Raw genomic sequence first — 21,019 nt, forward strand, 5'->3', positions numbered from 1 at the left:
CTTTCACCGTCGGTGAGGGCGGAAGCCGTCGACGCCGTCGGCACCCGCCCTGCTTTCCAGAGTGACCTCGTCCGTGCGGTACGTGAGCCTGAGAGATTCCGGGGAGGATTTGCTCCTTCGGCGCCTCCGGACGATCTCCGGAGGACTCTCCCGCACGGGGTCAGCAGCCACCGCCAGCCTACCAAGCGACCGCAACAGCCGGTCCTTCGAGTGGCCGCCTTCTGCAATGTGCTCTTTCGTAGTGCTTACGGATGAGTTGCGACCAAATGGAGGGCCCGTGCAGACCGACATCGATCCGCGCAACCTGATCGGCCGCAAGGCGTTCGACCGCAAGGGCGCCAAGATCGGAACGATCGACGAGGTCTACCTCGACGACGCCACCGGCGTCCCCGAGTGGGCCGCCATACGCACCGGCCTCTTCAGCCGCGACGCCTTCGTTCCCCTGGAACCCAGCGAACTCGTCGACGGCACCCTCCGCGTCCCCTTCGAGCGCGCCCTCATCAAGGACGCCCCCGACTTCGGAGTGGGCCGCCACCTCTCCCCCGACCAGGAACTCCAGCTCTACCACCACTACGGCCTCGACACCTCCGCCCCGCCGCCCTTCCCCGACCACGACTTCGGCAACCTGGCCAACACAGAGGACCCCTGACCAGGCCCGGCAAACGCAGCCGCACCCACCCTCACACCCCCGCCAATCCCCCCGACACCAGCGGCAACGGCTCCGCCACGGACAACGCGGGATCCTCCACCCGAAACGTCCGCACCCTCCCCGGCCCGGAGTCCGGCGTCTCGAACCGCACCGTCACCCGCCCCAGCCCGCTGCCCTGCACCCACCCGTGCCCGAACTCCTCATGCCGTACGTCATGCCCCGCGACCCACCGCCGCTCCGCGGGCTCCTCCCGCACCTCGACACTCCGGTCCTCCCCCTCCTCCACCACCCCCGCGTCCACCTCCGCCCGCTCCTCCGCGGCCTGAGCGAACAGATCCTCCTGCGTGTAGTCCGCCAGCCCGCTCACCCCCACCCCCAGCAACCGCACCCCACCGGTCGTGTCCACGGCCTCCAGCAACCGCGCGGCGGCCTCCCGCACCACCGCCTGGTCATCCGTGGGCCCCCGCAACGTCTCGGACCGCGTCAGCGTCGAGAAGTCGTACCGCCGCACCTTCAACACGATGGTCCGCCCGGACAGCCCCGCCTCCCGAAGCCGCCGCACACACCGATCGGCCAGCCGCTGCACCTCCAGGCCCACCCGAACCCGGTCGTGGATGTCCACGTCGTAGGTGTCCTCCACGGACACCGACTTCGTCTCCCGCTCGGCCACCACGGGCCGCTCGTCGTGTGCCAGCGCCATGGCGTACAGCCCGTGCCCGTGGGCCTTGCCCAGCAGCCGTACGAGCTCGTCCTCGCCCGCCTCCACGATCTCCTCGACCGTGGTGATCCCGGCCCGTCTCAGATGGTCCCCGGTCGCCGGCCCGACCCCGGGCAGGGTCCGTACCGACATCGGCCCCAGCATCGCCCGCTCGCTCCCCGGATCGATGACCACCAGCCCGTCGGGCTTGGCCTGCTCGGAGGCGATCTTCGCGAGCATCTTGGAGGCGGCCAGGCCCACCGACCCGGTGAGCCCCGTCACCGCCCGTATGTCGGTCCGCAGCTTCACCGCGGCCAGCCGCGCCGACTCCTCGTCCCAGGCCGCTCCACCGGCTTCCAGATCCACGAACGCCTCGTCCAGGCTCAGCGGCTCCACCAAGGGCGACAGCGCCCGCAGCAGCCCCATCACCTGCTCACTGATCGAGCGGTAGAACCCGAAGCGCGGCACGAGATACGCGGCGTTCGGCGCGAGCCGCCGGGCCTGGGCCATGGGCATCGCCGAATGCACCCCGAACACCCGCGCCTCGTAGGACGCCGTGGCCACCACACCACGCGGCCCGAGCCCACCCACCACGACGGCCTTGCCGCGCAGGCTCGGCTTGGACGCCTGCTCCGCCGAGGCGAAGAAGGCGTCCATGTCGAGATGGAGGATCGTCGGCGCGCTTCTCACATCACCGATGCTGCCCTACGCCACTGACAATGCCGTCCTGGCGGGAGCGGGAGCGCGCTCAGACCGCCCGGTTGCGCCGCCGCGCCAGCTCGTCCGCCGGGTTGTGCCCGACGAGGGTCTCCCCGGTGTCGATCCGCTCCCCGTGCAGCTGCGAGAGCGCGCTCTCCACGTCCCGCCACACCACACCCACGGCGATCCCGAAGATGCCCTGGCCGCCCTGGAGCAGCGCGTGGACCTCGTCCGGCGAGGTGCACTCGTAGACCGTGGCACCGTCGCTCATCAGCGTCATGCGCTCCAGGTCCTGGAACCCGCGCTCACGCAGGTGCTGGACGGTGGTGCGGATGTTCTGGAGCGACACACCGGTGTCGAGGAAACGCTTGACGATCTTCAGGACGACGACGTCCCGGAAGCTGTACAGCCGCTGCGTCCCCGAACCGTGCGCGGGCCGCACACTCGGTTCGACGAGCCCGGTGCGGGCCCAGTAGTCCAGTTGCCGGTACGTGATGCCCGCGGCCGCGCAGGCCGTAGGGCCGCGATAGCCGATCTGCTCGGACGCCATGGACGTCGCCCCTCCGCTGCTCGGCACGGCCGCCGGTCGCCGCGGAGCGTGATCGGCCGCGCTGCTGTGAAGCGGGTACGGACCGCTCTGCCCCAGACTGCGTCCGGGGGCACCCCCAGTCGTACCGTCGCCGCTGCTTCTCACGCCGACCTCCGTCCTTGACCTGCCTTCTCGACGGTAGGCAGTCACCAGGGGTGCGTCAACGATCGCCACACTCGGCACGCCGAGTGATAATCACCCAAGGAGTGGTTTCCCGTACCCAACCGCGGGGAAAGGCTAGCCGAATGCGCTCGGAGCGACCCGTAGGACGCACTCACGCGCCGCTGGCAAATGCCGGCATTTGAGGCGTCAACGGACGAAGGCGGGCCCGGCGAGGAACCGATCGTTCCGCCGAGCCCGCCCATCTGTCATTTCTGTCACTGACTGCTGGTGCCGAAGTCCTCGGGCGAGATCTGGTCGAGGAACTCACGGAACTTCTCGACCTCGTCCTCCTGCTCGTCGGGGATCGCGATGCCCGCGTCGTCGAGCACACCGTCACTGCCGTAGATCGGCGTTCCGGTGCGCAGGGCCAGCGCTATGGCGTCGGACGGGCGGGCGCTCACCTCGACACCGCTGGCGAAGACCAGCTCCGCGTAGAAGACGCCTTCACGCAGGTCGGTGATGCGCACTTCGGTGAGCTCCTGACCGACGGCTTCCAGCACGTCCTTGAACAGGTCGTGGGTCAGCGGTCGCGCGGGGGCCATGCCCTGCTGGGCGAAGGCGATGGCCGTCGCCTCCCCCGGCCCGATCCAGATGGGGAGGTAGCGGTCGCCTCCCACTTCACGCAGGAGCACGATCGGTTGGTTGGAGGGCATTTCGACCCGGACACCTACGACATCGAGCTCGTTCACACAGCAACCCTAGGCCGTGTCCGAGACGTTTGGGTAGTCGGACCGGCAAGAGGCGGCTGATCCGCCGAGGGCGAAACCCCTGGGGCTCAGGGCAGCCGCACACCGAGGGCGGTCTGCACCAGCGCCGCGTGAAGCTTCACGGTCAGCCCCGCCAGTTCCTTCGTACGAGCCTCGGCAAGTGCCCTGGTCTGCGGGTTGCGATGACGCTTCAGCGGAGCCACGACCTGGTCCACCAGACCGGCCTCCCGGTCGGCGGCGGCCTTCATGACCCGCAGATGTCGCGGCTCGATCCCGAACCGCCCCAGCTCGACGATGAGGGACGCCACGGTGACGGCCTCGGCGTCGTACACCCCGTCCGCCAGCGGCCCGATGAGCCCGTACGACTCCCACTCCTCGAGGTCCCGCTCACCGATCTCCGCGGCGGCCAGCAGCTCGGCCCGACCGATCCGCGCCGCCGTGGGCCCTCCAGGGGCCTCCGGTACGACCTCACCGTCCCCCTGCCGCCCCAGGACCGGCAGGGGCACGGCCTCACCGCGCTCCATGGCGTCCAGATGCTCACGGATCACCTTGAGCGGCAGATAGTGGTCCCGCTGCATCCGCAGGACGTGCCCGAGGCGCTCGACGTCGCCGGCGCTGAACTTGCGATACCCCGAAGGTGTCCGCTGGGGCTCGATCAGGCCCTCGGACTCCAGGAAACGGATCTTGGAGATGGTGACTTCGGGGAACTCGTCGCGCAGCACGTTCAGGACGGTGCCGATGCTCATCAGCCCACTGTCCGCGGCGGTGCCGTGCCCGACACCGCCGCTCGGTGTTTGAAGCATGGACCTTCCCTGGGAGGGTCAGTAGCCCCGCTGGCTCGCGTAGAAGACCAGCCGGTACTTGCCGATCTGCACCTCGTCGCCGTTGTTCAGAGCGACCTGGTCGATCCGCTCACGGTTGACGTACGTGCCGTTCAGACTGCCCACATCGGCCACCGTGAACGAGCCGTCCTGACCGCGACGGAACTCCACGTGCCGACGGGAGACCGTCACGTCGTCCAGGAAGATGTCGCTCTGCGGATGACGCCCGGCCGTGGTCAGGTCACCGTCCAGCAGGAAGCGGCTGCCCGAGTTCGGCCCACGGCGCACCACCAGGAGCGCGGAACCGAGCGGCAGGGCGTCGACGGCCGCCTGCGCCTCCGGGGAGAGCATCGGCATCTGCGTCTGCCCGGTGACCTCGGCGTCGTAGGCCTCAAGGCCGGAGATGGAGATCGTGGACGTCGTCTCGGACGGGCGCTCGGGAGTGGCTCCGGCCCGCAGCGGTGCGCCACAGTTGGAGCAGAAGCGGCTGTTCTCCGCGTTGCGGTTACCGCACCTCGTACACACCAGGGCCGACATGGACGGATCCTCCTGCCGCGGCTGCCCCGCCGGGGTATTGGACGCATACGGGTCGGCGGAAAACCCTCCACCCGCACTTGAGGTTGACGGTTGCCCGAAACCTATGTCTCCGGACTGGGCAGGGTCAACAGACGGCGCGCCCTGACCTCCGGGAACGTCACCGCCCGGACCACCGACCTGGTCCCGGAACAGCGGACGCTGGCCCTCCGCGTCAGGCTGTGCGCGATGACGGGCGGTCGCATTGTCGCTGCCCTCTCGCGCGCTCTTGCCGAACAACTTCGCAAACAACTTCACGGGCGATTCCCCTTGACCGAAACAGACCCGCCCGTGGGGCAGGACGAACCCTGATTGAACACACCGGTCGACCCGGACATCCTCACAACGTCCGTATCCACCAGACAGTTTCCACCACGCACCACCCATTCGGTGCGCCGACCCCCCGCAACCTCATGCCCTGGCCGGATGCCCCCCATGCACCCCCGGTTCACTGGGAGGACGACCGAGCGTAGTCAGGCCGCTTCGCTGCTCGCAAGGCGTCCACGACGATCTGGTCCGACCGCTCGACGGTCACGGTGGCCTGCTCCTTCTCAAGAGTCTGCACCACGCCTCCAGGGATGTTGAGCGCCGGTTCGAGGTCCTGCGGCTTGCCGATGACCTTGAAACGATAGGGGGCGTTGATCTTGTTCCCGTCGACACTCACGCTCTTGTCGGAGTCCGTGAGGTACGTGCCCGCGACGACGCGCACGCCGTTCACCTGGATCGCCTCCGCCCCGGCCGCGCGCAGCTCCTGGATCGCGTCGAGCAGCATGTCCGCCTCGACCCTCCCCTTCGTGTCGTCGATCGTCATCGTGATGCCGGGCCCCTGCGCGGCCACCGTGCCCGCCAGGATGCCGAGCTGCCTCTCCTTCTCGACCGTCTGCTTGCGGGCCTCCTCGGCCTGGTCCGAGCTGTTCTCCAGCTCGTCCCGCTGCTTCTCGAGGCCCTGCTTCTCGTCTTCAAGACGCTGAGTGCGGTCGTCCAGTTCATCGAGGATGCGCACAAGATCTTCCTGACGTGCACCCCGCAGAGCACTGTCGCTGTCACTGTTAGAGGCGACCTGGACGGCCAGACCGAACCCCAGACCGAACAACAGCACGGCGACGATGAGTTGGGCCCGGCTGACGCGCGGCGGCCACAACCCCTTCACCAACCGCTGACGACCGGTCTGCCCCGATGGTTCCGCCGCGCCGCCCGCGGCAGTGGGAGACGTCGCTGCGGGCACCTCTTCGGGCAGTTCCTCGCGCAGCCTGTGGTCGCCCGGACCGTCCTGGTTGCTCATCGGCCTCACGCCCGGAAGACATGCCGGCGGATCGCCGCGGCATTCGAGAAGATACGGATCCCGAGCACCACGACGACACCGGTGGACAGCTGGGCGCCGACGCCCAACTTGTCGCCCAGGAACACGATCAGCGCGGCCACCACCACGTTCGACAGGAACGACACGACGAAGACCTTGTCGTCGAAGATGCCGTCCAGCATGGCCCGCAGTCCGCCGAAGACGGCGTCGAGTGCCGCCACGACGGCGATCGGCAGATAAGGCTCGACGACCGCCGGAACCTCGGGCCGGACCAAGAGGCCGGCCACGACTCCCACGACGAGGCCCAGTACGGCGATCACGATGTGCCCTTCCCGGTTTTCGGCTGTGCTGTTCGTACGGTCACGCTCGGTGCGGCGGGCAACCGGAGGTCGTCCTCCACGGAGATGGCGGTCCGGATCCCGTAGTTCTCCTGAAGGGCGTGCAGATACAGCCCGTCGGCACTGTTCTGGAATCTGGTGCTCAGCCGCTTCCCGTCCCCCACCGCCAGCACCGTATACGGCGGAACCAGCGGCTTGTTGTCGACCAGTATCGCGTCACCCGCGGCCCGGATGGCCGACAGCGCCGTCAGCCGCTGTTCGTTGATGGACACGGCCTCGGCGCCCGACTCCCACAGCCCGTTCACCACACGCTGCATGTCCCGGTCGCGCACCCGCCCGGTGTCGGAGAACCCGCTCGTCTCGCGCGGGTCGCCGTCACCACCCGTGGCGGCTTCCTTGGCGTCGTTCACCACCAGCTTCACGCCTGGACCGTGCACCGCCGTGGCACCCGACAGCAGGCCCATGAGCTCCGCCTCGCCGCTGTTGCCACTGTCCTTGAGGGCCTCGCGCTGCCGCGCGCTCACCTCGCCGCGCAACTTGTCGACGCTGCTCTCCAGCCGATCCGCGCTCTCGGTCTCCCGGTCGATGCGGTCGATGAGCTCCTCGCGCTCCTTCGCCACGACGGGAGCCGCGACCCGCGCCTGGGCCGCTCCGACGGTCACGACCAGTGCCGCCAGAACCAGGCCGGCGGCGAGTCCGAGCTTCGCCCTCAGCGTCTTCGGCAGGCCGCCCTCGCCCGCCGCCTGCTTCCGGGCAGCGGCCTCGGCGTACCCGTCGTCGAGGCTGTGGTCCATGACGTTGGTGAGCAGCGACATGGACGCGTCCGGACGCGACGCGCGCGTGGGGGTGCTCCGAACGGGGGGCTGCTGCGGCATGTCGCACATCGTCGCACGTCGTGACCACTACCTCCGAATGGCCCCACCGGCGTGCCCGACAGGCCCCTTGGGGGGACACCCGCCCGGCACGCGCGCGTGTTGGGGTATCAGCGCCCGGCGCTGTCCACGACCGCCGCCCACTCGTCGAGCAGGGCCTGCGCGGAGGCGTCGTCGGGACCCTCAGCCCACAGGTGCGTGACCGCCTCGGCCGGGTCGGGCAGCACCATGACCCAGCGCCCGTCGGTCTCCACGACCCGCACGCCGTCGGTCGTGTCGACAAAGCGATCCCCGGCCGCCTCGACGACCCGCCGCATCACAAGTCCCTTGACCGCCCAGGGAGTCGCGAGGTCCCGCTTGAGGACATGCGCCCGCGGAATCCGCGCGTCGATCTGGCTGAGCGTCAACTGCGTCCGCGCCACCAGCCCGATCAGCCGTACGAAGGCCGCCGCGCCGTCGAAGACGCTGCTGAACTCGGGGACGATGAAGCCGCCCTTGCCGTCACCGCCGAAGATGGTCGAGTCGTCGCGCCCGACACGCGTCAGGTCGTCGGGCGAGGTCGTCGTCCACTCCACCTGGGTCCCGTGGTACGCCGCCACCTGCTCGGCGATCCTCGTGGTGGTCACGGGCAGTGCGACGCGTCCGCTGCGCCGCTCCGCGGCCACCAGGTCGAGCATGACGAGCAGCGCCCGGTCGTCCTCGACAATCCGCCCCTTCTCGTCGACCAGCGACAGCCGTTCACCGACGGGATCGAAGCGCACCCCGAACGCCGCCCGCGCGGACGCCACGATCTCTCCCAGCCGCACCAGCCCCGAGCGCCGCGTGTCCGCCGACTCCGTCGGCCTGGACTCGTCGAGACCGGGATTGATGGTCAACGAGTCCACCCCGAGCTTGCCGAGCAGACTGGGCAGCACCAGCCCGGCACTACCGTTCGAGGCATCGACCACGACCTTGAGCCCCGACTCGGAGACCCCCGTCGTATCGACGTTCCTCAGCAACGATCCGGTGTACGAGTCGAAGACACTGGCCGGGAAGTGCAGGTCCCCGATCTCGCCGGGGAAGGCCCGCCGGTATTCCTGGCGCGCGAACACCCGGTCCAGCTTCCGCTGACTCGCCTGCGACAGGTCCGCGCCCCGCCCGTCGAAGAACATGATGTCGACCGAGTCCGGCACCCCGGGCGTGGTCCGGATCATGATCCCGCCGGCACTGCCCCGCGCGGTCTGCTGTCGGGCCACGGGCAGCGGCACGTTCTCCAGGTCGCGTACGTCGATGGCGCTGGCCTGAAGCGCGGAAATGACCGCCCGCTTGAGCGCACGGGCACCACGGGAGTGGTCGCGGGCCGTGGTGACCGTCGACCCCTTCTTGAGCGTGGTCGCGTAGGCACCGGCAAGACGAACGGCGAGTTCGGGAGTGATCTCCACGTTCAGGATCCCGGACACACCCCGCGCACCGAAGAGATGCGCCTGCCCTCTGGACTCCCAGATCACCGAGGTGTTGACGAACGCACCCGCCTCGATGGTCTTGAACGGATACACCCGGACATTGCCCTGCACGATCGATTCTTCACCGATCAGGCACTCGTCACCGATGACCGCGCCGTCCTCGATCCGGGCGGCGCGCATGATGTCGGTGTTCTTTCCGACCACGCATCCGCGCAGATTGCTGTGCTGGCCGACGTACACGTTGTCGTGCACAACGGCCTTGTGCAGAAAGGCGCCGGTCTTCACGACGACGTTCGATCCGACGACCGTGTGCTCCCGTATTTCCGCGCCGGCCTCGACCTTGGCGTAGTCCCCGATATAGAGGGGCCCGCGCAGAACGGCGTCGGGATGCACCTCGGCACCCTCCGCGACCCACACGCCGGGGGAGATCTCGAAGCCGTCGATGTCGACGTCGACCTTGCCCTCAAGAACGTCCGCCTGTGCCTTCACGTAGCTCTCGTGCGTACCGACGTCCTCCCAGTAACCCTCAGCGATATAGCCGTAGACGGGCTTGCCTTCCTTCATCAGCTGCGGGAAGACATCGCCGGACCAGTCGACCGGCACATCGGGTTCGACGTAGTCGAAGACCTCGGGCTCCATCACATAGATGCCGGTGTTCACCGTGTCGGAGAAGACCTGGCCCCAGGTCGGCTTCTCCAGGAAGCGCTCGACCTTGCCTTCTTCGTCGACGATGGTGATGCCGAATTCCAGAGGATTAGGCACACGTGTCAGACACACGGTGACCAACGCGCCCTTTTCCTTGTGGAAGTTGATGAGCTCTGTGAGATCGAAGTCGGTCAGGGCATCACCGGAGATGACGAGGAAAGCATCGTCCTTCAACGCCTCTTCGGCGTTCTTGACGCTTCCGGCGGTACCGAGTGGCTTCTCCTCATTGGCATAGCTGAGCTCCATGCCGAGCTCTTCACCGTCACCGAAGTAGTTCTTGACCAGTGAGGCCAGGAATTGAACGGTGACGACGGTCTCGTTGAGCCCATGCCTTTTGAGCAGCCTCAGAACGTGCTCCATGATCGGCCGGTTGGCCACCGGCAGGAGCGGCTTGGGCATGCTTGAGGTCATAGGGCGAAGGCGTGTGCCTTCGCCTCCGGCCATCACGACGGCCTTCATGTCGGAAGCGTCCTCCTTGAAGAGACGACGGTCTAGCCGACTTCACCCGTCAGATTGTCCCGCACTTTTTCACCGCGGGCCATCGGGCCGGTACAGCCCTGGCAATCGGCGAGTTCAGTCGGCCACGGCGTCCGCACGAACCAGACGGCGGACTTGTACCACGTAGAGGACTCCTGCCCACCAGTAGAGCGTTGTACCCCATCCTGCGAACGCCCATCCGAAAATAGCAGCGAGTGACGCGAGCCATCCACTTCCGTCACTGAGCAGGAGCAACGGGAAGGCGTACATCAAGTTGAACGTCGCGGCCTTGCCCAAGAAGTTCACCTGGGGAGGCGGATAGCCGTGACGCCTGAGGATGCCCACCATCACCAGCAGAACCAGCTCTCGCGCCAGAAGTGCAGCGGTCAACCACATTGGCAGAATCTCGCGCCAGGTCAGACCGAACAACGTCGAGAGAATGTAGAGCCGGTCGGCTGCGGGGTCGAGAAGCCGGCCCAGACTGCTGATCTGGTTCCAGCGCCGGGCGAGCTTGCCGTCCAGGTAGTCACTGATGCCGCTCAGGGCCAGTACCAGCAGTGCCCAGGCGTCACTGTTGGGGCCACCGAACTCAGGCCTGAGAATCAGCCACAGGAAGAGCGGCACTCCGGCAAGCCGCGCCATGCTGAGGATGTTGGGGATGGTGAGGACCCGGTCCGTCTGGACGCGGGTCTCCTGGACCTCCACCCGGGGGCCTCCTGTGGGAAACGAGCCAACGATGCCTCCTGACCTTACCTCAACGCAAAAGAGCTCCGGCTCTTGGGCTGTGATGCCCAAGAGCCGGAGCTCTAAAAGGAGTTCGGCGGCGTCCTACTCTCCCACAGGGTCCCCCCTGCAGTACCATCGGCGCTGTAAGGCTTAGCTTCCGGGTTCGGAATGTAACCGGGCGTTTCCCTCACGCTAAAACCACCGAAACACTATGAAACTGTACAGCCGCACCGTATGTAGCCAATACGGGGCCGTTCGTGGTTTCAGAACCAACACAGTGGACGCGAGCAACTGAGGACAAGCCCTCGGCCTATTAGTACCGGTCAGCTCCACCCATTACTGGGCTTCCACATCCGGCCTATCAACCCAGTCGTCTACTGGGAGCCTTAACCCCTCAAAGGGGGTGGGAATACTCATCTCGAAGCAGGCTTCCCGCTTAGATGCTTTCAGCGGTTATCCCTCCCGAACGTAGCCAACCAGCCATGCCCTTGGCAGGACAACTGGCACACCAGAGGTTCGTCCGTCCCGGTCCTCTCGTACTAGGGACAGCCCTTCTCAATATTCCTGCGCGCGCAGCGGATAGGGACCGAACTGTCTCACGACGTTCTAAACCCAGCTCGCGTACCGCTTTAATGGGCGAACAGCCCAACCCTTGGGACCGACTCCAGCCCCAGGATGCGACGAGCCGACATCGAGGTGCCAAACCATCCCGTCGATATGGACTCTTGGGGAAGATCAGCCTGTTATCCCCGGGGTACCTTTTATCCGTTGAGCGACGGCGCTTCCACAAGCCACCGCCGGATCACTAGTCCCGACTTTCGTCCCTGCTCGACCCGTCGGTCTCACAGTCAAGCTCCCTTGTGCACTTACACTCAACACCTGATTGCCAACCAGGCTGAGGGAACCTTTGGGCGCCTCCGTTACTCTTTAGGAGGCAACCGCCCCAGTTAAACTACCCATCAGACACTGTCCCTGATCCGGATCACGGACCCAGGTTAGACATCCAGCACGACCAGACTGGTATTTCAACGACGACTCCCCCTGAACTGGCGTCCAGAGTTCACAGTCTCCCAGCTATCCTACACAAGCCGAACCGAACACCAATATCAAACTGTAGTAAAGGTCCCGGGGTCTTTCCGTCCTGCTGCGCGAAACGAGCATCTTTACTCGTAGTGCAATTTCACCGGGCCTATGGTTGAGACAGTCGAGAAGTCGTTACGCCATTCGTGCAGGTCGGAACTTACCCGACAAGGAATTTCGCTACCTTAGGATGGTTATAGTTACCACCGCCGTTTACTGGCGCTTAAGTTCTCAGCTTCGCCCAACCGAAGTTGGACTAACCGGTCCCCTTAACGTTCCAGCACCGGGCAGGCGTCAGTCCGTATACATCGCCTTACGGCTTCGCACGGACCTGTGTTTTTAGTAAACAGTCGCTTCTCGCTGGTCTCTGCGGCCACCCCCAGCTCATGAAGTAAATTCAATCACCAGTGATGGCCCCCCTTCTCCCGAAGTTACGGGGGCATTTTGCCGAGTTCCTTAACCATAGTTCACCCGAACGCCTCGGTATTCTCTACCTGACCACCTGAGTCGGTTTAGGGTACGGGCCGCCATGAAACTCGCTAGAGGCTTTTCTCGACAGCATAGGATCATCCACTTCACCACAATCGGCTCGGCATCAGGTCTCAGACTCATGCCAGGCGGATTTACCTACCTGACGTCCTACACCCTTACCCCGGGACAACCACCGCCCGGGATGGACTACCTTCCTGCGTCACCCCATCACTCACCTACTACCACCGTGGTTCGGCGGCTCCACCACTTTCCATTCCCCGAAGGGTCCGGAACGGCTTCACGGCCTTAGCATAAATGGGTTCGATGTTAGACGCTTCACAGCGGGTACCGGAATATCAACCGGTTATCCATCGACTACGCCTGTCGGCCTCGCCTTAGGTCCCGACTTACCCTGGGCAGATCAGCTTGACCCAGGAACCCTTAGTCAATCGGCGCACACGTTTCTCACGTGTGTATCGCTACTCATGCCTGCATTCTCACTCGTCAACCGTCCACAACTCGCTTCCGCGGCTGCTTCACCCGGCAGACGACGCTCCCCTACCCATCCCAACGGGCGTTGGCCCTCATGCTGGAATGACACGACTTCGGCGGTACGCTTGAGCCCCGCTACATTGTCGGCGCGGAATCACTAGACCAGTGAGCTATTACGCACTCTTTCAAGGGTGGCTGCTTCTAAGCCAACCTCCTGGTTGTCTGTGCGACTCCACATCCTTTCCCACTTAGCGTACGCTTAGGGGCCTTAGTCGATGCTCTGGGCTGTTTCCCTCTCGACCATGGAGCTTATCCCCCACAGTCTCACTGCCGCGCTCTCACTTACCGGCATTCGGAGTTTGGCTAAGGTCAGTAACCCGGTAGGGCCCATCGCCTATCCAGTGCTCTACCTCCGGCAAGAAACACACGACGCTGCACCTAAATGCATTTCGGGGAGAACCAGCTATCACGGAGTTTGATTGGCCTTTCACCCCTAACCACAGGTCATCCCCCAGGTTTTCAACCCTGGTGGGTTCGGTCCTCCACGAAGTCTTACCTCCGCTTCAACCTGCCCATGGCTAGATCACTCCGCTTCGGGTCTTGAGCGCGCTACTATACCGCCCTATTCGGACTCGCTTTCGCTACGGCTTCCCCACTCGGGTTAACCTCGCAACACACCGCAAACTCGCAGGCTCATTCTTCAAAAGGCACGCAGTCACGACCCACAGAGTAAACTCTGTGAGCGACGCTCCCACGGCTTGTAGGCACACGGTTTCAGGTACTATTTCACTCCGCTCCCGCGGTACTTTTCACCATTCCCTCACGGTACTATCCGCTATCGGTCACCAGGGAATATTTAGGCTTAGCGGGTGGTCCCGCCAGATTCACACGGGATTTCTCGGGCCCCGTGCTACTTGGGTGTCTCTCAAACGAGCCGCTGATGTTTCGACTACGGGGGTCTTACCCTCTACGCCGGACCTTTCGCATGTCCTTCGCCTACATCAACGGTTTCTGACTCGCCTCACAGCCGGCAGACTGTGAAAGAGAGATCCCACAACCCCGCATACGCAACCCCTGCCGGGTCTCACACGTATACGGTTTGGCCTCATCCGGTTTCGCTCGCCACTACTCCCGGAATCACGGTTGTTTTCTCTTCCTGCGGGTACTGAGATGTTTCACTTCCCCGCGTTCCCTCCACATACCCTATGTGTTCAGGTATGGGTGACAGCCCATGACGACTGCCGGGTTTCCCCATTCGGAAACCCCCGGATCAAAGCCTGGTTGACGACTCCCCGGGGACTATCGTGGCCTCCCACGTCCTTCATCGGTTCCTGGTGCCAAGGCATCCACCGTGCGCCCTTAAAAACTTGGCCACAGATGCTCGCGTCCACTGTGCAGTTCTCAAACAACGACCAGCCACCCATCACCCCCAACCGAAGCTGGAGTTCACTGGGGCCGGCACCCGAGGGGGTTCATTCCCTCAGACACCCAACAGCGTGCCCGGCACCCCCGCCACTCGTGATCAGCTTTCCACGCTCCGAAGAGCAGTACTTGCAGCCCGAGATGACTGAGAGTGCCGAATAATCAACGTTCCACCCTTGAGCAACCACCGTCGAACGTGTGCCGACGTAATGGCCCTGGACCACCAGGCAAAGCCTGGCGGCCTAGATGCTCCTTAGAAAGGAGGTGATCCAGCCGCACCTTCCGGTACGGCTACCTTGTTACGACTTCGTCCCAATCGCCAGTCCCACCTTCGACAGCTCCCTCCCCACAAGGGGGTTGGGCCACCGGCTTCGGGTGTTACCGACTTTCGTGACGTGACGGGCGGTGTGTACAAGGCCCGGGAACGTATTCACCGCAGCAATGCTGATCTGCGATTACTAGCAACTCCGACTTCATGGGGTCGAGTTGCAGACCCCAATCCGAACTGAGACCGGCTTTTTGAGATTCGCTCCACCTCACGGTATCGCAGCTCATTGTACCGGCCATTGTAGCACGTGTGCAGCCCAAGACATAAGGGGCATGATGACTTGACGTCGTCCCCACCTTCCTCCGAGTTGACCCCGGCGGTCTCCTGTGAGTCCCCAACCTCCCGAAGGAGTTGCTGGCAACACAGGACAAGGGTTGCGCTCGTTGCGGGACTTAACCCAACATCTCACGACACGAGCTGACGACAGCCATGCACCACCTGTACACCGACCACAAGGGGGCGACCATCTCTGGCCGTTTCCGGTGTATGTCAAGCCTTGGTAAGGTTCTTCGCGTTGCGTCGAATTAAGCCACATGCTCCGCTGCTTGTGCGGGCCCCCGTCAATTCCTTTGAGTTTTAGCCTTGCGGCCGTACTCCCCAGGCGGGGAACTTAATGCGTTAGCTGCGGCACCGACGACGTGGAATGTCGCCAACACCTAGTTCCCACCGTTTACGGCGTGGACTACCAGGGTATCTAATCCTGTTCGCTCCCCACGCTTTCGCTCCTCAGCGTCAGTAATGGCCCAGAGATCCGCCTTCGCCACCGGTGTTCCTCCTGATATCTGCGCATTTCACCGCTACACCAGGAATTCCGATCTCCCCTACCACACTCTAGCTAGCCCGTATCGAATGCAGACCCGGGGTTAAGCCCCGGGCTTTCACACCCGACGTGACAAGCCGCCTACGAGCTCTTTACGCCCAATAATTCCGGACAACGCTTGCGCCCTACGTATTACCGCGGCTGCTGGCACGTAGTTAGCCGGCGCTTCTTCTGCAGGTACCGTCACTTTCGCTTCTTCCCTGCTGAAAGAGGTTTACAACCCGAAGGCCGTCATCCCTCACGCGGCGTCGCTGCATCAGGCTTTCGCCCATTGTGCAATATTCCCCACTGCTGCCTCCCGTAGGAGTCTGGGCCGTGTCTCAGTCCCAGTGTGGCCGGTCGCCCTCTCAGGCCGGCTACCCGTCGTCGCCTTGGTGAGCCATTACCTCACCAACAAGCTGATAGGCCGCGGGCTCATCCTTCACCGCCGGAGCTTTCAACCACCACAGATGCCCATGGTGGTGGTATCCGGTATTAGACCCCGTTTCCAGGGCTTGTCCCAGAGTGAAGGGCAGATTGCCCACGTGTTACTCACCCGTTCGCCACTAATCCCCACCGAAGTGGTTCATCGTTCGACTTGCATGTGTTAAGCACGCCGCCAGCGTTCGTCCTGAGCCAGGATCAAACTCTCCGTGAATGTTTACCCGTAATCGGGTGCACACATCACGAGAGCGGAACCACCGGCGGAATAAGCCGATGGTTCACAGCGTCCTCGCTGTGTTTTCTTCAAAGGAACCTCATCTTCGGCCGTGATGGCCGGAGACGGGGTATCAACATATCTGGCGTTGATTTTTGGCACGCTGTTGAGTTCTCAAGGAACGGACGCTTCCTTTGTACTCACCCTCGCGGGCTTTCCTCCGGGCTTCCCTTCGGTGTTCCAAACTCTATCAGTGTTTTTCCGGCCCCCTGACCACCATCCTGCGAGCATGCAGAAGGTGACCCCGAGATAGGATCTGACAAGTTGGGTGCTGCCGGGCCAGGACGTCAGGTGCGTCGCTCAGCGCCAAGCAGGAGTACGACTGTACACGGGGCCGCGAGACGGGCGCAAATCGATAATGGGTGTGGTCTAGACCACTAATCGGGAGCTCTCGTGCGGAACCGGTACTACATGTGACATACGCTGCTGAACAGTGCGTCGTCCGGGACAGGTAGAGACGGCGCATATAGATCTCCACCCCTGGGAGGCTTCCCATGACCACCGTGACGTCCCCTCTTGCCGGACGCGCCATCGGACTGGCGGCAGTGCCGGATCCCGTCTTCTCCGGGGCCATGGTCGGCCCGGGTACGGCCATCGACCCCGTGCGTGAGCCCTCGGAGGCTGTCGCCCCCGTGGACGGAGTGATCGTCTCGCTGCACCCTCACGCGTTCGTCGTCGTGGACGATCAGGGCCACGGCGTCCTCACCCACCTCGGCATCGACACGGTGCAGCTCAATGGCGAGGGCTTCGAGCTGCTCGTCAACAAGGGGGACACCGTCACCCGCGGGCAGAGTGTCGTCCGCTGGAACCCGGCGGAGGTCGAGGCCGCCGGCAAGTCCCCGGTCTGCCCCGTCGTGGCACTGGAGGCCACGGCCGAGGCGCTCACCGAGCTCCGTGAGGACAACGACGTGAAGGCCGGCGACAGCCTCTTCGTCTGGAACTGACGGTATCGCCGTCGTATGACGGCACATAGCGACAACCACCGCGGCGGCGGGACCCGCCGCACTATCGGAGACGGGTGAGATGGAGACAACGCTGCGAGGCGTCGGTGTGAGTCACGGTGTGGCGATCGGCGAGGTTCGGCACATGGGTACGGCGGTGCTGGAACCGCCTGCCAAGCAGATTCCCGCGGAGGACGCGGAGCGTGAACAGGGGCGCGCCCGCAAAGCCGTGGACGCGGTGGCGGCCGATCTGATGGCGCGCGGCAACCTGGCGGGAGGCGAAGCCCAGGCTGTGCTCGAAGCGCAGGCCATGATGGCGCAGGACCCCGAGCTCATGGCGGACGTGGACCGGCGTATCGCCGTCGGCAGCACTGCCGAGCGTGCCGTGTACGACGCGTTCGCCGCATACCGCGAGCTGCTGGCGGGGGCCGGTGAGTACCTTGCCGGGCGCGTCGCCGACCTCGACGACGTGCGGAATCGTATCGTCGCCCGTCTGCTCGGGGTGCCCATGCCGGGCGTTCCGGACAGTGACGAGCCCTATGTTCTTGTGGCGCGGGATCTCGCGCCCGCCGATACGGCTCTGTTGGATCCGACGCTGGTCCTCGGCTTCGTGACCGAGGAAGGCGGGCCGACCAGCCACAGCGCGATTCTGGCTCGGGCGCTGGGTGTTCCGGCGGTCGTGGCGCTGCCGGGCGCGGGTGAGCTCGCCGAGGGCACGGTGATCGCCGTCGACGGCAGCACCGGTGACATCTTCGTGAACCCGAGCGAGGAGAAGAAGGCACAGCTGGAGGCCGCTGCCGCCGAGCGCAGGGCAGCGCTCGCCGCGTCGAGCGGCCCGGGTGCCACGGCCGACGGCCACAAGGTGCCGCTGCTGGCCAACGTGGGTGGGCCGGCGGACGTCCCGGCCGCTCTTGAGGCGGGTGCCGAGGGTGTCGGTCTCTTCCGTACCGAGTTCCTGTTCCTCGACGACAGCAAGAACGCTCCGTCGGAGGAGAAGCAGGTAGAGGCCTACCGACAGGTCCTTGAGGCGTTTCCCGAGGGTCGTGTCGTGGTGCGTGTGCTGGACGCGGGCGCGGACAAGCCGCTGGACTTCCTCACGCCGGGCGACGAGCCGAACCCGGCATTGGGTGTGCGGGGTCTGCGGACCCTGCTCGACCACCCGGATGTGCTGCGGACGCAGCTGACGGCGTTGGCCAAGGCTGCTGAGGGCCTGCCCGTCTACCTTGAGGTCATGGCTCCGATGGTGGCGGACCGTGCCGACGCCAAGGCGTTCGCCGACGCCTGCCGAGAGGCGGGGCTTCGGGCGAAGTTCGGCGCGATGGTGGAGATTCCGTCGGCCGCGCTGCGGGCGCGCTCGGTGCTCCAGGAGGTCGAGTTCCTGTCACTGGGGACCAACGACCTCGCGCAGTACACCTTCGCCGCGGACCGGCAGGTGGGTGCGGTGTCCCGGCTCCAGGATCCGTGGCAGCCCGCGCTGCTGGACCTGGTGGCGCTGTCCGCCGAGGCGGCCAAGGCCGAGGGCAAGAGCTGTGGTGTTTGCGGCGAGGCCGCGTCCGACCCGCTGCTCGCGTGTGTGCTGACCGGTCTGGGGGTCACCTCGCTCTCCATGGGGGCGGCTTCGATTCCTTATGTCCGGGCGACGCTGGCGAAGTTCACGATGGCGCAGTGCGAGCGGGCCGCGGCTGCCGCTCGGGCCGCGGACAGTGCCGAGGACGCGCGCACCGCGGCTCAGGCGGTGCTGTCCGGCGAGTAGTCGGACGGGGCCGCCCTTGTGCGGTTCGTGAGGGGCGCTCCACCTTCGGGTGGGCGCCCCTCACGCGTTCAGTGGTGGTGCCCGGGTGCCTGACCGGTGTCTCCGAGGTCCGGGGGTTCGCAGTAGTCGACGTCCGATTCCGGGGAGATGATGTCGCCGGAATCGATGTCGGTGCAGTAGGCGTCGAACACTTCGCCGGCGGTGAGTGGCTCAAGCCCTTCTCGGCGCAGGCGCCAGCCGTAGATGCGGTCCGGGGTGCCGGAGCCGCTGGTGCGCATGACGAGGCCGCCGGGGCTGTGTGTGGCGAGGCCGAGGGCCAGGACGGTGGTGAACTCCAGGGCTTCGGCTTCGTCGAGGTGGGTGCCGCCGTCGATCTCCTCGTCGGCGTGGAGGACGGAAACGACGGTTTCCGGGGTGCCGGTGACGCTGCACACGAGGTGGCGATTGCCCGGGTGGGCCGTCTCGAGGACGCGGACGAGCAGGTGGGAGGCGCGGAGGAAGGCCGAGCGGCCGATGTCCTCGCCGCAGGAGGCGCAGGCTCCCAGTCGTGCCAGCAGTGTGCTCGCGTACTCCCAGGTGGCCTGTCGTACGGCTTCGTCCACGAGGGCCGGGACGAGATCGGTGAGGGGCTGGCCGTCGTAGGGGATGGTCGGGCCGGTGCTCGCCAGTTCCGCTGTGAAGCGTGTGCGGCTTGCGGGGATGTCGGGGTCGAGGCCGGCGTCCGTGCAGAACTCGGCGTATTCCTGGGGGTCGAAGAGGGCTACGGTGGTGTGGCTGCCCTGGGCGGCGCGGGTCCTGAGGAGGTCTTCCACCTGCCTCAGATAGGTCGGGTGGTCGTCGAAGGTGAAGGTGCGGTAGCGCCGCATGGCCCGGAAGTCGTGCTCGTCGGTCAGCAGGCCGATGGTGCCGGCGATTTCGCGGCGCAGGACGCGTCGCATGGTCTGGTGCTCGGTGTGAGCCATGGTTCCCCCTGTGCGCAGTCGATCATTGCTCACTCACAGTAACCGCCGGCACTGACAACGGGGTCCGGGCGAGACGGTCTCGGACGATTCGGCGCTGGATCAGGCAGGTCAGGCCGATGGTGGCGCCGAAGGCGGTCCAGCCGAGCGGGCCGGTGGCGATGGCCGCGGTGACGGCGAGTGGTCCCACGCTGCGCTGGGCGGACTGGGCGAGACCGTGGACGCCGAGATAGGCGCCCTGCGCGGTGGTGGGGGCGAGGGCCACGGAGAGTTCCCAGGACACGGTGGCGTGCAGGATCTCGGCGAGGGTGAAGGCGGCGGCCGCCGCAGTGAGCAGGAGTGTCGCGGTGAGGGGTCCTCCGGTGGCCGAGAGGGTCATGGCCGCGCCGCCCAGCGCGAAGACGGCCGAGAGCGGTACGAGGAGGTTGCGTGCGGCCGTCGTGGTGGCTCCGAAGCGGGCCAGGGGCACCTGGAGCGCCACCACCATGACGTTGTTGAGGACGAGCAGCAGGGGTGCGAGGCCGTGCGGTGCGCTGTCGGCGTGTGCGATCCACAGGGGGAGGCCGACTTTGAAGACGGCGTCGTGGAGGCAGAGGGCGGTCTCGGTGGCGACGTAGGCGAGGTAGGTACGGTCGCGCCAGGGGTTCGCCGTCTCGGTCGTGCGCCCGGGGTTCTTGGACGTGGCGATGGTGCGCGAGGGCGAGGGGGGTTCCGCGCAGCGCAGGATGATGAGGGCCGATGCCAAGAAGGACAGGGCGTCGCCCGCCAGGAGCCACTGGTAGGTGGTGGAGGTGTTCAGGGCGAGGGCCGCCGCGGCGGCGAGGCCGCCCAGGGCCCAGCCCGCGTTGGCGACGGTTCGCTGGACGGCCTGGTAGCGGACGCGGTCCGGGCCCGCGATGCGGGTGGCGTAGAGCCTGGTGAGGACGCTCGCGGCGCGGTCACCAAGGGCGCCGACGGCGGTGAAGGCGAGGAGCAGGGCGTAGTCGTCGGTGGTGAGCAGGGCGAAGGAGGCCAGGGCGCGCAGGAGTTGGACGGTGGGCAGGACGCGGGTGAGGGGGAAGCGGTCGGCGAGACGGCCGCCGATGGGCGCTCCGGCGATGCCGATGGCTCCCGCGGCGGCGACGAGGGTGCCGACCTGGGCGACGGAGAGTCCGGAGACGTAGGTGAAGTACAGGACGGACACGGAGGCCCACAGGCCGCTGCCGACGCGGTCGACGAGGGCGACGGCGAGCATTCGGCGTCCGTCCCGTCCGCCGGGAATGCCTTTCGACCATGCGGCCGCGCGACGTATCGGATGCA

General features: G+C 65.7%; 15 protein-coding genes, 3 rRNA genes and 1 riboswitch. Of the genes, 3 read left to right on the forward strand and 15 right to left on the reverse strand.

Annotated features, from left to right (window positions below):
• Nucleotides 1-66: 66 nt before the first annotated feature.
• Nucleotides 67-163, reverse strand: a riboswitch (glycine riboswitch).
• A gap of 114 nt (nt 164-277) precedes the next feature.
• Entirely contained in the window at nt 278-649 is a 372-nt protein-coding gene (locus tag SLINC_RS08280) for a PRC-barrel domain-containing protein (protein WP_067428605.1), read from the forward strand.
• A 31-nt stretch (nt 650-680) separates the two neighbouring features.
• Here the strand turns inward: SLINC_RS08280 and SLINC_RS08285 are convergent, their stop codons facing one another.
• The 13 genes from SLINC_RS08285 to SLINC_RS08345 form a co-directional block, all read right to left on the reverse strand.
• Nucleotides 681-2,036: a DNA polymerase IV gene (locus SLINC_RS08285; RefSeq protein ID WP_067428608.1), complete on the reverse strand. Its 1,356-nt coding sequence runs from the start codon at nt 2,034-2,036 to the stop codon at nt 681-683.
• Nucleotides 2,037-2,094: 58 nt separating this feature from the next.
• Nucleotides 2,095-2,739 carry a MerR family transcriptional regulator gene (locus tag SLINC_RS08290; RefSeq protein ID WP_079164455.1) on the reverse strand — a complete coding sequence of 215 codons (645 nt, stop codon included), beginning with the start codon at nt 2,737-2,739 and terminating at the stop codon, nt 2,095-2,097.
• 272 nt (nt 2,740-3,011) lie between these two features.
• On the reverse strand, nt 3,012-3,485 hold the full coding sequence (locus tag SLINC_RS08295; RefSeq protein ID WP_004002801.1) for a bifunctional nuclease family protein: 474 nt from the start codon (nt 3,483-3,485) through the stop codon (nt 3,012-3,014).
• Nucleotides 3,486-3,571: 86 nt separating this feature from the next.
• Nucleotides 3,572-4,306 (reverse strand): transcriptional regulator FtsR, encoded by a 735-nt coding sequence (gene ftsR / locus SLINC_RS08300; RefSeq protein ID WP_067428611.1) that lies wholly within the window; start codon nt 4,304-4,306, stop codon nt 3,572-3,574.
• 18 nt (nt 4,307-4,324) lie between these two features.
• The gene (locus SLINC_RS45740; RefSeq protein ID WP_079164456.1) at nt 4,325-5,284 is read right to left on the reverse strand and encodes an FHA domain-containing protein; all 960 of its coding nucleotides are present in this window, start codon (nt 5,282-5,284) and stop codon (nt 4,325-4,327) included.
• A gap of 61 nt (nt 5,285-5,345) precedes the next feature.
• Nucleotides 5,346-6,179 (reverse strand): DUF881 domain-containing protein, encoded by an 834-nt coding sequence (locus tag SLINC_RS08310; RefSeq protein ID WP_067428618.1) that lies wholly within the window; start codon nt 6,177-6,179, stop codon nt 5,346-5,348.
• A 5-nt stretch (nt 6,180-6,184) separates the two neighbouring features.
• Nucleotides 6,185-6,517, reverse strand: a complete 333-nt coding sequence (locus SLINC_RS08315) for a small basic family protein (protein ID WP_003988855.1) — start codon at nt 6,515-6,517, stop codon at nt 6,185-6,187.
• Entirely contained in the window at nt 6,514-7,410 is an 897-nt protein-coding gene (locus SLINC_RS08320; protein WP_225988281.1) for a DUF881 domain-containing protein, read from the reverse strand. The genes SLINC_RS08315 and SLINC_RS08320 overlap by 4 nt, the downstream gene beginning before the upstream one ends.
• Before the next feature lie 107 nt (nt 7,411-7,517).
• Nucleotides 7,518-10,013: a mannose-1-phosphate guanyltransferase gene (locus SLINC_RS08325; protein ID WP_067428625.1), complete on the reverse strand. Its 2,496-nt coding sequence runs from the start codon at nt 10,011-10,013 to the stop codon at nt 7,518-7,520.
• Between the two features lie 114 nt (nt 10,014-10,127).
• Nucleotides 10,128-10,736 (reverse strand): CDP-alcohol phosphatidyltransferase family protein, encoded by a 609-nt coding sequence (locus SLINC_RS08330; protein ID WP_067428628.1) that lies wholly within the window; start codon nt 10,734-10,736, stop codon nt 10,128-10,130.
• A gap of 110 nt (nt 10,737-10,846) precedes the next feature.
• Nucleotides 10,847-10,963: ribosomal RNA gene (gene rrf / locus SLINC_RS08335) — 5S ribosomal RNA — on the reverse strand.
• Nucleotides 10,964-11,050: 87 nt separating this feature from the next.
• Nucleotides 11,051-14,173, reverse strand: a 23S ribosomal RNA gene (locus SLINC_RS08340).
• 306 nt (nt 14,174-14,479) lie between these two features.
• Nucleotides 14,480-16,007, reverse strand: a 16S ribosomal RNA gene (locus SLINC_RS08345).
• The 16S, 23S and 5S rRNA genes sit together here, the layout of an rRNA operon.
• Nucleotides 16,008-16,561: 554 nt before the next feature.
• On the opposite strand from SLINC_RS08345, the gene SLINC_RS08355 reads away from it, so the two are divergent.
• Nucleotides 16,562-17,011 carry a PTS sugar transporter subunit IIA gene (locus SLINC_RS08355; protein WP_067428636.1) on the forward strand — a complete coding sequence of 150 codons (450 nt, stop codon included), beginning with the start codon at nt 16,562-16,564 and terminating at the stop codon, nt 17,009-17,011.
• 79 nt (nt 17,012-17,090) lie between these two features.
• A complete protein-coding gene (gene ptsP / locus SLINC_RS08360; RefSeq protein ID WP_067428639.1) occupies nt 17,091-18,761 on the forward strand; it encodes a phosphoenolpyruvate--protein phosphotransferase in 1,671 nt (556 codons plus the stop codon).
• A 68-nt stretch (nt 18,762-18,829) separates the two neighbouring features.
• On the opposite strand, the gene SLINC_RS08365 is transcribed toward ptsP, so the two are convergent.
• Both SLINC_RS08365 and SLINC_RS08370 read right to left on the reverse strand, forming a co-directional pair.
• A complete protein-coding gene (locus SLINC_RS08365; protein ID WP_067428641.1) occupies nt 18,830-19,723 on the reverse strand; it encodes a hypothetical protein in 894 nt (297 codons plus the stop codon).
• A 22-nt stretch (nt 19,724-19,745) separates the two neighbouring features.
• Entirely contained in the window at nt 19,746-20,954 is a 1,209-nt protein-coding gene (locus SLINC_RS08370) for an MFS transporter (RefSeq protein WP_067428644.1), read from the reverse strand.
• Nucleotides 20,955-21,019 lie beyond the last annotated feature (65 nt).

The organism is Streptomyces lincolnensis (assembly GCF_001685355.1).
GTDB lineage: Bacteria > Actinomycetota > Actinomycetes > Streptomycetales > Streptomycetaceae > Streptomyces > Streptomyces lincolnensis.

What these genes read in the sequence shown, in the direction of transcription:
- ftsR (WP_067428611.1), bottom strand. Translation starts at nt 4,306, where the DNA reads ATGCTTCAAACACCGAGCGGCGGTGTCGGGCACGGCACCGCCGCGGAC.
- SLINC_RS45740 (WP_079164456.1), bottom strand. Translation starts at nt 5,284, where the DNA reads ATGGGTGGTGCGTGGTGGAAACTGTCTGGTGGATACGGACGTTGTGAG.
- SLINC_RS08310 (WP_067428618.1), bottom strand. Translation starts at nt 6,179, where the DNA reads ATGAGCAACCAGGACGGTCCGGGCGACCACAGGCTGCGCGAGGAACTG.
- SLINC_RS08320 (WP_225988281.1), bottom strand. Translation starts at nt 7,410, where the DNA reads ATGCCGCAGCAGCCCCCCGTTCGGAGCACCCCCACGCGCGCGTCGCGT.
- SLINC_RS08325 (WP_067428625.1), bottom strand. Translation starts at nt 10,013, where the DNA reads ATGAAGGCCGTCGTGATGGCCGGAGGCGAAGGCACACGCCTTCGCCCT.
- SLINC_RS08355 (WP_067428636.1), top strand. Translation starts at nt 16,562, where the DNA reads ATGACCACCGTGACGTCCCCTCTTGCCGGACGCGCCATCGGACTGGCG.
- ptsP (WP_067428639.1), top strand. Translation starts at nt 17,091, where the DNA reads ATGGAGACAACGCTGCGAGGCGTCGGTGTGAGTCACGGTGTGGCGATC.
- SLINC_RS08365 (WP_067428641.1), bottom strand. Translation starts at nt 19,723, where the DNA reads ATGGCTCACACCGAGCACCAGACCATGCGACGCGTCCTGCGCCGCGAA.
- SLINC_RS08370 (WP_067428644.1), bottom strand. Translation starts at nt 20,954, where the DNA reads ATGCTCGCCGTCGCCCTCGTCGACCGCGTCGGCAGCGGCCTGTGGGCC.